General features: G+C 35.6%; 6 protein-coding genes. 3 read left to right on the top strand and 3 right to left on the bottom strand.

Annotated features, from left to right (window positions below; genetic code table 11):
* Positions 1–29: 29 nt before the first annotated feature.
* The gene (locus Q1A01_RS12820; RefSeq protein WP_299681328.1) at positions 30–2,543 is read right to left on the bottom strand and encodes a M14 family metallopeptidase; all 2,514 of its coding nucleotides are present in this window, start codon (positions 2,541–2,543) and stop codon (positions 30–32) included.
* A gap of 132 nt (positions 2,544–2,675) precedes the next feature.
* On the opposite strand from Q1A01_RS12820, the gene Q1A01_RS12815 reads away from it, so the two are divergent.
* Both Q1A01_RS12815 and Q1A01_RS12810 read left to right on the top strand, forming a co-directional pair.
* Positions 2,676–4,052, top strand: coding sequence for a hypothetical protein (locus Q1A01_RS12815; RefSeq protein WP_299681325.1), 1,377 nt, complete (start codon positions 2,676–2,678; stop codon positions 4,050–4,052).
* A gap of 113 nt (positions 4,053–4,165) precedes the next feature.
* The gene (locus Q1A01_RS12810) at positions 4,166–5,296 is read left to right on the top strand and encodes a metallophosphoesterase (protein ID WP_299681322.1); all 1,131 of its coding nucleotides are present in this window, start codon (positions 4,166–4,168) and stop codon (positions 5,294–5,296) included.
* 207 nt (positions 5,297–5,503) lie between these two features.
* Here the strand turns inward: Q1A01_RS12810 and Q1A01_RS12805 are convergent, their stop codons facing one another.
* Complete coding sequence (locus Q1A01_RS12805) at positions 5,504–6,745, bottom strand: proprotein convertase P-domain-containing protein (RefSeq protein WP_299681320.1); 1,242 nt, start codon at positions 6,743–6,745, stop codon at positions 5,504–5,506.
* Positions 6,746–7,030: 285 nt separating this feature from the next.
* On the opposite strand from Q1A01_RS12805, the gene Q1A01_RS12800 reads away from it, so the two are divergent.
* Positions 7,031–11,056 (top strand): ATP-binding protein, encoded by a 4,026-nt coding sequence (locus Q1A01_RS12800; protein WP_299681317.1) that lies wholly within the window; start codon positions 7,031–7,033, stop codon positions 11,054–11,056.
* Between the two features lie 367 nt (positions 11,057–11,423).
* Here Q1A01_RS12800 and Q1A01_RS12795 read toward each other — a convergent pair whose 3' ends face one another.
* Positions 11,424–13,100, bottom strand: coding sequence for a tail fiber domain-containing protein (locus tag Q1A01_RS12795; RefSeq protein WP_299681314.1), 1,677 nt, complete (start codon positions 13,098–13,100; stop codon positions 11,424–11,426).
* Positions 13,101–13,228 lie beyond the last annotated feature (128 nt).

Genomic DNA, 13,228 nt, shown 5'->3' with positions numbered 1-13,228 from the left:
ACAATACGTTGGTATTATGATATCAAAACCTAGTCAATCAGACTCCCAAAAAATATAGCATTTAGAAACAACTTATTGGTACCATACCAACTACCTCTAAAGTTGGGGTTATCAGCAAAAAGAATGATGCGACCCCTTCCTTGCGGACTTACAACAAGGGAGGCAGAAGGTTTTAAGTTATCTTCTAGATTTTCTTCAGAAATAAAACCATCGATATGCGGATTTTCAGTATACTTTGCGACTGTGTTATATGCATCTTTACTAGGGGCTAACCATACATTATTGTTTTTATAAACGGGTAAGTCACGATAACAATATCCAAAACCAAGCGGGTGTGTAAGATCTAAGTCTACTTCAAAAATAGCACCACCCAAACGTTGTTTCCCTCTATTATTACGCGCATCTACATAATTTTTCCGTTCAGTTACCTTACTAGTATCCTTTTTCTTTTCTGTCAATTTCGCTGTTGCTACTTTTCTATTGATCGCCCAAGAAGTTGCACGACCTATAGTAATAAGTGTATTACCCTGTGATACCCAATCTTTCAATTTTTGAACTTCGGTATCTGAGAGTTGGCTATAATTTCCAGAAACCATGACTAAAGTAGTGTACTTATTAAGATCTGCAAATCGAAAATTATTCATTAAGATTTTTGTGATAGGCATATGTACACGCGTATCTAGTAAATGCCATACCTCTCCAGCTTCGTATGAACTGGTACCATCACCAATAAGCATAGCAGCTTTTGGAGTGTCTACCTTTACATAATTATTACTCCCAAGGTCAATTCCTTTGATACTAAAACCAGTATTGGTTGCATAAATAGGTACCTGAAAACGTTGTTGTGCTTCAGAAACTATTGTATGTACTTTAGTAGCATCTAGTGACTGTCTACTCACAGGAACGAGGAGTGTTCCATAATTAAAAGCTATGGTACCGCTTTGTGTCTTTGCGGTAAAGGGTTTGAACGCAGTAGAAACGGTAATACCTTTTTGCTGTAGGTGGTATAGTAAAGCCGTAGCATTATAATCATCATAATTAATAAGATATGCGTAGTTTGTTTTAGAAACAGGAGTTACAGAAGCGATATTATCTGTACTTGTTACTTCATTTCGTAAACTAGGAACAGTGTTAAGGCTTTTGTAACGCATATTATAAAAATTACCAACACTCCATGCACTCGCATCGTAGTATACGCTATCGCGATATTTTTCATAGGTTTCAAAGAACGATTGCACCATTCGTTTTTGCGATTGTTTTACGGGTACTACATATCGTCCATCTCCTTTTTCGTAGGTTTTAATTCGGTGTAATAGGAGTTTGTCTATAAATGCTTTGGTGCGATTATGGTCGTTAGGATCTCCAAATTCGTATGCTGCGGCTTGATCTGTTTTTGCTTTCGCGAAAGCGGATACAAAAAAGTCCTGCTGGTATTTACGTAAGGTTGCTTTATTTTCGACGGCTGCTTTTACCGTAGCGAAACCAGAAGTATACTGATTACGAATAGTAAATGGAAAGGAGATCGTTCCATAATCGGTGTCTTGTAAATGTCCTCGACTGCTGGCTTGCTCAAAAAGTAAGGCAAGTGCACCTTGTAGATCTGGATATGAACTTCCATACCCAGGATAGGTACCGTCAAAAGATTCTTTGGTATAATAAAAAGACCCGATTTGATCTAAGGCATCTGAAAAATAGGGCGCGAAAAGATTATTAAGGTCTTCATAGTTTTCTTTAGGCATGATAGGGTCTAAACTTCCTATAGGGAGCATAGGTTCAAAAAAGTGGGTGCTATAGGTTCCCATTTCGTGAAAATCAGTAACCACATTGGGGTACCACTCATGATACCAGTTTAATTTACCTCGGCTTTCTGGGTTAATTCCTAATAACCAATCACGATTTAAGTCAAACCAATAATGATTGGTACGTCCTCTTGGCCACATTTCGGTATGTTCTGCATCTATATTGTCAGATACTAAAGGTGACCCTTTAAAACTATTGGCCCATTGTGTATGGCGATCACGTCCATCCGGATTTATTGTTGGATCTATAAAGATAATAGCATTCTGACGATAGTTTGCTATTTCAGTATGTTCTGATGCAACTAGTGTATAGGCAGTTAGTAAAGCAGCTTCAGAACTAGAAGGCTCATTTCCATGTACATTATAGCCTAGTTGTATAAAAACAGGTATTTGATCATAATTACGTACCTTTTGAGAGGTATTGGTAAAAGCAAGGTGTTGTTGTTTAATGCTTTCTAGATTATTATGATGTGTTGGTGTTGTCACCGTAAACATGACTAATTTTCGACCTTCATGTGTACGTCCATATTCAGAAATGGTAGCACGATCAGATACTTCTGCTAGCTTTTCTAAATAAGATACTATCTGATCATGACGTGTATGTTGATCTCCAATACCATAACCTAGAAACTGTTCTGGTGTTGGGATGCTTTCTTGGAAAGGAGCATATTTTGCAAAATAATAGTCTTGCGCTTTCGCGAAAGCGGATAAAAATAGAATAATAAGGAGTAAAGAACGTTTCATACACAAAGTTTTAGTAGATTAAAAATAGGCAAAAAATAACAGGCTAGTTGTGCATATAAGTTCATTTATTTTTTTATTAAAGTATTTCTTGCACGATATTTGATATAAATTGTTGAAAATTTAAAATTGTATATGCGTTATATAATACTCTTTCTCTTAGTCACTTTTCCCGCTTTAAGTCAAGACATTACTCCTGGTACTATTATTTCTTCGATTGCTTTAGATGATACTCAAAAGGATACGTATGCTTTATATCTTCCTAGAGATTATGATGAGAATAAGAAATATCCTATAGTATTTGTTTTTGATGAAACTGGCGCTGGAGATAGAGCGGCACAACAATTTACAATAGGGGCAGAGCTTACTAAAAGTATTATTGTAGGTGCCAATTTTGCGATTACAGATTCTTTAAAAACAGCATTAAAACAAAGTGAAAAACTCATTAATACAGTGTATCAACGTTATGCGATAGATCCTACTCGGATTATTCTAGCGGGTAGGGGTAATGGTGCTTTGATAGCATCGGCAGGAGCGTATAAGACACAAAAGATTAAGGGAGTGATAGCGGTGAATGATATTTATCTTGATAATACAATTTTTCGTAAAAATTCAGACATTAAATTAACGCTTATATCTGGAGATGAAAACCCCAACTATTATAAATTACGGGCATATCAAAATGTACTACGTAGTAGTTCTAGTTTTGAGGGATATTATGAGTACACAGGAGGAGAAGAATGGCCAGAAGCTGGGTTTTTATCGGCAGCAATGGTAGATATTATCATGACAATGTCTACACCAGTAGAAGATGTACAACGCTATTATGAGAGTGATTTAGCGTTTGGAGAATTATTATATAGACAGCAAAAACACTTATCTGCATTTAGTTTTGTACAAGATTTAAAGAAACAGTACAAAGATCGGGTAGCTATAGATGCACAGAAAAAACTATTGAAAACGATACGTGGCAATGCTACGTTTAAAGCAAAACGTTCTAGAAAAACTTCAGTACGATATGCTGAATTATTATTGGCAGAAGATTTTCAATATTATCTTACCGAAGATGCTAAGAATTCTTACTTTGATAACCTAGGTTGGTGGAATTTTCAAATGAATGATTTAGATGCAAAAATTGATAGTACAGCAAGTAATAATCAAGAACGTAAAGCTTCTATTCGTTTAAAAGGATTTGCAAAAACACTTGTAGAAGACAAATACAAAGAGGTTTTAGAAAAAAAGCCTAAGATAGAACAACTACTATTTATGAATATTTTACGTACGTTGGTAGACCCTAACAATCAACAAGCCTTTATAAATGCAATTTCTTTAAGTGCAAAAGAAGGTGATGTAAATGCAAGTTTGTTTTATTTGGAAGAACTACTTAAAAGCGGTTTTACAAATTATGAACTTCTCTATAATATAGATGGTACAACTGCATTACGTATAGGAGAAGAATGGAATGCCATTGTAAAAGCCTATCTCGGAAAATCTAAGTTTTATGATGATTAATAAGACCTTTTAACTAGGTTTTATTGATTGGTTATTACATTATCAAACACGTATTTATACTTATAAGTGTTTGTATAAATTATACTATTTTCATAGCACGTAAACTAACCATCATGAAGCATAGAATTTTATGGAGTAGCTTTATAGCGCTCATTTTAGTAGGTAGTTGTAAAAACAATACAGAAACACCTATTCAAGAGACTACTGAAGAAGAATTAGGAGTAATTTCTAAAAAACAAGCAACACCTGTTTTTAGTTTTTCTTTTGTAGGATGTAACCGTATTGATAGACATAATCAATCATCTTCAAATCCTTCAACGGCTAATGTGTATGCTTTAGAGCGTATTTATCAAGATATGGATAGCTTATCTCAGAAACCAGAATTATTCTTTTTTCTAGGAGATTTAGTACTTGCGGAGAGTACACTCCCTAATTTAGATTCACAACTTAAAGCTTGGGAGAAATTGTACGATGTCAATCCTATTAGCAAATCTGGAATTGAACTCGTCGCTGTACCAGGAAATCACGAGATGTTATCGTACACTCCTAATGGAGAGATACCTCTTGCTGGTAGTACAGATGTCTGGTTAAAGTATATGAAAAAATATATGCCAACGGGTAGAAAAACAGCTCCAGATACCTTAGGACTAGATAATCGATTGACGTTTGCTTTTACAAAACATAATGTAGGTTTTGTAGTCATGAATACCGATACCTATAACCCTAATGGATTAGAAGGCCAATTACCTGTGTCTTGGGTAAATAATCAAGTAGAAGCCTATAAGAAAGACAGCGCTATAGATCATATTTTTGTGTTAGGACATCGTCCTTATTATGTAAATGGACAACCAGACACAACGCATGGAGGATTACCTCAAGGAGGGCAATTATGGCCAACATTTGAGAAAAATGGAGTAGTAGCTATGCTTTCTGCACATCAACATAATTATGAACGTTCCCAACCTATTAATAATACTTTAGGTGGAGGAACCTACCAAATTGTCGCTGGTCATGGAGGAAGTGTTAATAATCGTCATGTATCTCACTCACCGCCATTTTTTGGCTATAGTTTGATTACCGTAATGAGTGATGGGTCTGTAGAATTAGATACGCGTGGATATTGTACGGGTGATACATATTTAACTCCAGTGTCTAGCAATCCTATGACATCTAGAGATAAGACAACTTTGACGTGGGCAAAGAACCCTAATACATTTACAAATCCTTATACAGGATGTCAATAGTATACAAATGAATAGGTATGCTTTCGCGCTTGCCTGCTGGTAGGTAGGAAAACGTACTTTTTGAGACCAGCCTGCTTGTAGGTCAACAACCGCAGGGAAAGTAAGACTATAAAACGTATACAATTGTAAAACTCATCTTGATTTTTTAGAAAACTAAAAGACCAAGATGAGTTTATTATTTAATAGGATATTAATTGTTTTGGCTAATTACTGTTTTAAAATCTTAAAGGTACCTTCCTGTCCATTAATGGTAGTTTTCATCAGATAGATTCCTGAACTAAGTGCTGTCATATCAAGTTGTGTTGTTGTGGTAGTATTTGTTTGCTCGATCACTTTTTGACCAGATAGCGTATAGAGGCTTATTTTTTCTATAGGCGTTTGTGCATTAAGGGTAAGTGTGTTTTGAACCGGATTAGGAAAATATTCAAAACCATCAAATGCTTGCTCATCAATACTTAAATTGTTATCAAATTCTATAACAACATCAGAGGCAGTATCCAAATTGATCACTAATAGATAGTAGGTTTGTCCTGGTACAGTTTCTATACTGGAAGTAATGAAACTCGCACATTCATTTGTTCCGGAATCTTCAAAGAGCAAGTCACCAACTGTTGCATTTTCATCAGGAGCATTATAAAAAACAACAAGGGCACTAGAAGCATCAGATGCAGGGGTAGTAATGGTGGCCGTGGCTGTACCTTCTTCTGTAGCTGTAAACTTATACCATACGGCTGGTACTGGGTTACCACCTGTACCACAGTTTGTATCATTAGGAATAACATCTCCTGTAGCCGTTAGGAAATTAACAGCAGCATCGGTAAATGGAAACCCTGCTTCATCTACATCTATGGCATTTTCAATAAGGTCATTTGATGGTGGGATGGGATTACAAAATACAATACCAGCAAATGCAACGGCTCCAGTATCAAGGTCTGTAGTATCACAGATTCTCAGTTGCCAGGTACCAGTTATAGACTCCCCATCAAATACATCTGCAAAATTTCCACCTTGAGGTTGAAAAATTGAGCCTGTGTATGGAGGCGTGGCTGTAGTGATATCCTCTCCACCATCTCCAAAAGTGGTAACGAAATAGGCATCAACTGTATTTCCGCTATTATTATCTGTAAGGACAATACTTGTTCCTGCAGGAGATACTAAAGCAATTTCTAAATCTCCAGAATAGGTATGTTCTATTTCAAAGACTACCTGACTAAGGCTTGTCGTTGAACCTATAATCCCTGTTTCGGCAATGTCAAATGCGATAATATTAGGTTCATTTTCACAGTCTATAGTAATATCGTCTTCACCATCAAGCTCTAAGGGTAGTGGAGTGGAGGTCTCTTGGGCTAGGAGAGTTCCTGCGTCACAAACACCTGGTACTGTTTGTGCATTGGACAATGCTCCAAATACTAAAAATAAAATAGTAAGGGGTAGGGTAATTTTTTTCATAATAATTATTGTTTTGTTAACTTGTTTAAAGTTTTAATTAGAAAATATATAAAATACTTTTTCTAATAATTGAATGGTCAAATTTCTTAGAATTAGTCAAGGATGTCTAGCACGACGTTTTCAATTTATAGCAGAATACGTACTGTAAAATATGTGCTATCTTGAGAAAGATTTGTGCTATTCAAATTCTTATAACTTTAATATATTACTATCCTTAATTTTGAGAACTTCTTTATTTTGATGAAACGGCAATTATTACGCTACGCTAGCCTTCTAGTTTTTTTTTTGATTAGAGATTCTTGTATTGCACAAGAAAATTACTTGGCTTCCTATTTAACTGAAGAAGAGCGTGCCAATTTTGGAAATGTGTACAGTTTGTACGAAGACCCTGTTGGTATTATATGGATGGGAGTCTATGGAAAGGGACTGGCTTATTATGATGGCGAAAAAGTAAAGCGTTTTCCCTTGCCTAATGAACAAAATTTTGCCAGTCGTGATATTGTTTTTGAAGGATTTGAAGACAAACTCTATCTCAATGATGGGGATGGTATTCGTATTTTCGACCCTATTGTTCAGGACAACCCTAAAACCATTGCCCTAAATAGCGAGCAGATCCAATTGGGATCCCTTTCCGGAATTGCCGTTACAAAAAATGGGGGAGACACCTATGTATGGGGCGCTTTGCAACTTAATACTCAAGATACAAATCCCGAATATCATATATTGATCTCTAAAAACCATGGGCCTTTCCAACAACTTACTACCAAGCCTATACGCACACATGGGAGTGTGCTTATTAAACGGGTAGGAGAAACTATTTTTGCGAAAGCAGAAAATGACTTCGAAATCTGGTCTGTAGATGGAAAAGTATCTACTATAGCGATCCCTCAAGTACCTGCGTCTGTTATCACAACGTTTAACTTTAAGGTAGAAGAAGATGGCACAGTCTGGCTGGGAGGGGCGTGTAAACAAAATCTTGCATATAAAAGTGGGCAGTATATCAACTCCTGTACTGTATGGAAAAAAACTGCCAATAGCAATCAATTTACATTGACTAAAGAAGTGATTTCAACAGAACGTGGAACCATTTCTTCTAATGTGGATACTAATAATTACTTGCAACGGATAACCATTATTAATGAGCGTTATTTTTCATTTGCTGATGCCAGAAATCTGGACGAAGTACTTGACAACCCTATTCAAATTATTAATACCTCGGAAGATTTTTTAACCAAGCACCCTTTTACAATCCTCAAAACAAAATCCGGAATTATCTGGTGGGGTAGTATAGATGGGCTTCATAAATTAACACCACAACCTCCTGCCTTTAAATTACTATCACCTTTAGGCTTGCGTTCTTTTATAGAGGATACGGAAGGATATATTTATGGAAGTGTCGACTTGTATAACAAATATGAACAAGGCTCTTCAATAAATCGGTATGACCCTGATACCGATAAGGTGGTTCCTATGGCAAAAAGAAACCTTGCTGGAAGCTATTGGTATCATGTGAATTCCTATAAGGACAAAATGCATGCTGGTAACGGAATTGTGAACCCCGTTGAAGGATATACCAAACACTTTGATGATGTGGAATTGGATTTTAATCTTGGACCTTATTTATCTCTTATTACTACAAAGGGCGAATTATGGAAAGCTCATTGGGGCGTTCCCTATATAGGCATTTATGACCCTGATACAGGCAAACGCATTAAGCGTATTCCTATTAAAGCCTTACAATCGGCGGTAGTCAGTCTTAATGACTGGTACCAACGTCCTTCTGATGGTACGATCTGGCTAGGTACCTATGGCGTAGGCATCTTTGTTTTTGATGAAGATGGAACTTTGTTACATCATCTGGATCGAAAAGATGAAGGCGCCATCTCCCTGCCAAACAATGTAGTATCTGCTTTTTACGAAGATAGTCAAGGACGTATGTGGATTGGGCATGGGTCGGGATTGAGTCGTATTGATTCTGGCTTTTCGGACATTACACATTATACCTTTGATCCCGACAATCCAGAATCCCGTTTGGTATATGGTATTCTCCCAGAAGATGATGATCGCTTTTTATGGCTCAGTACTAGCAAGGGTATTTTTCGTTTCGATTCAGAAACTGGGCAGTTTATGGACTTTCCGCTTCATCCCAATGTGATGGGCTATGAATACAACAGAGCTTCGTATTACAAAAGTAAAAAAGGACAGTTCTTCTTTGGGACAGATCGAACTGATCGTCCAACTATTAGTTTTTTTCCAGAGGATGTGTTGCGTTATTACAATCAGGTTTCGTCTGAAAAATCACAAATCATCCTTACTTCTTATGCGCAATATAATGGAGAAGAAGAAAAAGTCATAAGTCAAAAAAAAGGAATTCAGAACATAGATAGCATCGTATTGCAGCCCGGAGATCGCTTTTTTGAGTTGTCTTTCCTCGTTACTGATTTTAGAAGTACTGGGAGTAACAGTTATAGCTATTACCTTGAAAATTATGAAGCGGACTGGAATTCTATTGCACGAAATAACAATAAGGTACGCTACGAAAATCTCCCTCCTGGAATATATACACTTAAAATGAGAGGTGGACTCGTTCCAGAAACTGCTTCTCAAAACCAACGCGATATTACTGTAATTGTGCGACCATATTGGTATCAAACACTATGGGCTAAAATTGTAGGTGTTTTACTCATTTTTGGCCTTGGATCCCTTATTTATAGATTTAATTTAAAACGTCAATATGAAAAACAAGAGACAAAACGCTTAAAGGAAGTAGACGATTTGAAAACACGTTTGTATACTAATATTACTCATGAATTCCGAACCCCACTTACTGTGATTATGGGCATGAATGATACCATCAAAGGATTTGATAAAGAACGTGATTTAATAAAACGAAATGCTAAAAACTTATTACGTCTTATCAATCAATTATTAGATTTATCAAAACTGGATTCAGGAACTTTGAAGATGGATACAACTAAAGGGGACATCATTTTGTATTTAAAATATTTGACAGAGTCTTTTTATTCTATGGCTTCAGATAAGAAAGTACATTTGAGTTTCCATTCTGATATGAAAGGATTGGTTATGGACTATGATGAAATCAAGCTACAACATGTAATCTATAACCTTTTATCTAATGCGATCAAATTTACACGACCTGGTGGAAAAGTAAATCTTACGTTAAAGACCATATCACATAAAGACAGACCGTATATTGAGATTACCGTTAAGGATACAGGTACTGGTATTGATGCTAAAGATTTGCCTCATATTTTTGAGCGTTTTTATCAAGTTAGTAATACTAACGAGGCTCAGCATAGAAGTAAAACTTTTGAAGGTACAGGAATAGGACTAGCCTTAACAAAAGAATTGATAGAATTAATGAAAGGTTCTATTAGCGTTCAGAGTGAAAAGTCTTGGGGCTCACGTTTTATAGTATGTTTACCTATAGAAAATGAAGAATTTGAAAGAGAGGTAGATAAAACACTAGCCACTATTTTTACCGAGAACGAATTTCAAACAACTATTGACGAAATTAATAATCTTACTGATCACACTACAGCAGATAAACCATTACTCTTGCTTATAGAGGATAATAGTGGTGTTGTGACATATATACGAGCTATCCTAGAAGCTAGTTATGAGATCAATGTAGCTATTAATGGTCATGAAGGAATAGAAATGGCGTTAGAACGTATTCCAGATATTGTGATAACGGATATTATGATGCCTGAAAAAAATGGTTATGAAGTTTGTGATTTTTTAAAGAACGATAGTCGAACCAGTCATATTCCCATTATCATCTTAACAGCTAAAGCTGATATTTCTTCCAAACTAGAAGGATTAGGCATAGGTGCCGATGTCTATTTATCTAAACCTTTTGAGAAAGAGGAGTTATTAGTCCAACTCAAAAACTTATTGACTACCAGAGAGAAACTGCAAGCCTATTATTCAGGTACTGTCAAAACAATTCCTGAGCCTTTAGTTAAACGAGAAAATATATTTATAGATAAATTACGCTCTTATGTAGACGACCATATTCAAGATAGTGATTTGTCAGTCAATACAATCTCTGAATTTATGGGATTAAGCCATATTCAATTGTATCGAAAATTAAAAGCACTTACAGGACAAACACCTTCTCAATTTATTAGATCAATACGTTTAAAAAAAGCATCTGTTTTATTAGAAACAACTGATATGAATATTTCTGAAATTGCCTATGAGGTAGGTTTTAATGATCCTAATTACTTTACACGTGTTTTTAAACAGGAGTACGGTAAAGTTCCAGGTGAGGTTCGTGGACGTTAAAGTTTTAATAGGAAAATTAGAGTCATAGATATTTATTCCACAATTAAATTAGGAAATTCATCTATTTTCCAATCTATAACAAATCTTCCAGTAAGAGAACGTGCTACTTCAAAACTTATGCTACCAACCGCTGAGGTAATGTATTAGGCATCATGTAAAAATAATATTTCGGATGTAATGAAAGTTTTATACGCTTTCGCGAAAGCGAACCTATGAAATTCACAACCATAGAAAGAAAAGTGATTAAACGTATAAAGAAGGTTCTAAAAAGTAGTTTAAAACGTCATTTTGAAACAAGTTCAGTTTAACGAAATAAATCTTCTTAGAGACCTTCTTGTTGAATTGATGAATGAATGTGTGGTGCTATTTATCGTTTCAACATTTTTTTTGTAGCTATGACTTCCCCTTTTACGATAAGTCTGTAAAAAGTAACTCTAGATGTTAATAGTGATGACTGTACCTCAATGCTATTTCTCCCTTCTTTTAAATTAGTGTAACGTTTAATAACAGTCCCATTAAAGTCATAAATTTCTATAACGGCATTTCCTAGCATAGCTTCTTTAGAGAGTTGATAGGTAATGGTTGTTTGATCTTGTAATGGATTAGGTGTGTTTTGATATAATATGGCGTCAATTGACGCTTTTTTAGACGTGTTTGTATCTTCTCCAGTCAGTTGACGAATAGCTTGTTTTAAATCCTCATTTTCTTCTTGAAGTGTTGTAATACTTGCTTGCTGTTCTTTTACAGATTCAATAAGTAATGGAATGATTTTTATGTAATCAATTCCTAAATATCCTTGTTCATCTTCTTTCACAATGTGAGGAGCAATCTTTTGAACGTCTTGTGCGATGAGCCCAAATTGCTCTTCAGATGGTAAATTATATCCTTCTTTTTTAAACTCTTTAAACTGATAACTCACCCCTTCCATAGCATTTATTTTATCTAAAGCATTTGTGATAGGAGTTATATTTTGCTTGAAACGCTTGTCAGAATTTGTAATCACTGATGATGCTCTTATCGTACCATTTACATCAAGTTCGTAAGAAGGGTTTTGAAGTGTAATACCTATACCTACACGTCCTACATTTCCATTATTACTCATACGTAACGGACGTTTGTAATTATTTCCAAATTCATTCCCAGTACTTCCTGTATTTACATCAAAACCTACGGCATTACCTACTTGAAAGAAACGCCACAATCCACCAGCATTATTAGCAGTGCTTGAATTTTCAAAAGCCAAAGGGACACCACTATTTGTGATGGTAAATTGTGCAAATTCTGTACTAGAGTTTTGCCCAATACCGATGTTTTTACTCGCTTGATCTACATTCATAAAAATAGTACTCCCTAAAGGAGGAGTAGGGCCAGGAAGGACCGAACTACCAGTACTAAAGGACCATTTTCCAGGTGTTAGAGAACGTGTTATTGCTAGATAATTATCGAGTGAACTAACTGCAAGACCGCTATTACTTTGTATCGATCCATTTACAAAAAGTCGCCCATTGATAGATACTAAATCAGTTGCGAAATCACCATGAATAAGAGGTGTACTTGTTTGCGTATTATCTATATATAATTTATCGTTTCCAGATTCGAATTCTCCAGCTCTGTTTCCTATAAATACATTACCAAACCCTTGATTATTCATTCCTGTTCTTGTCCCTAGAAATACATTTCTAGATCCAGCACTATTACTTGATCCAGCTCTATTTCCAACAGCTACATTGTTATGTCCTGTTTGATTAGAAGTCATGGCGTCGTTTCCTAAATATACGTTGCCATTTCCTGTTGTATTTGATTGTCCAGAAGATTTTCCTACAAATGCATTATTCCTTCCGGTTGTGTTTGATGACCCAGAAAGTGACCCTACAAATGTGTTACTGAAGCCTGTAGTCGTTGGACCTGTTTGATATCCTATATTAGTATTATCATTTCCATTTGTTCCAGAGCCAGCGCCTAGATTAGTAGTAGTTTGTTGCGCTACCATTGTTTGTGTGATGAACCCTAAGAATAGAGAGCATGTTAAAATAGTATTTTTCATGATTTTGTTTGTTAATTATTGAAGGCCGTTCTAGAAATTGGTCTTCGGTTTTTTTATCTAAATCTCTTGTTAACAATGATTTATTTTGAAGCTAAAGTAGTTGTGAGATAATGAGAAAAAAAAGGTTG

The sequence above is a fragment of the uncultured Dokdonia sp. genome (assembly GCF_947492815.1).
Lineage (GTDB): Bacteria > Bacteroidota > Bacteroidia > Flavobacteriales > Flavobacteriaceae > Dokdonia.
The sequence above is the reverse complement of the archived record's forward strand: the minus strand, read 5'-3'. Positions and strand labels throughout refer to the sequence as shown.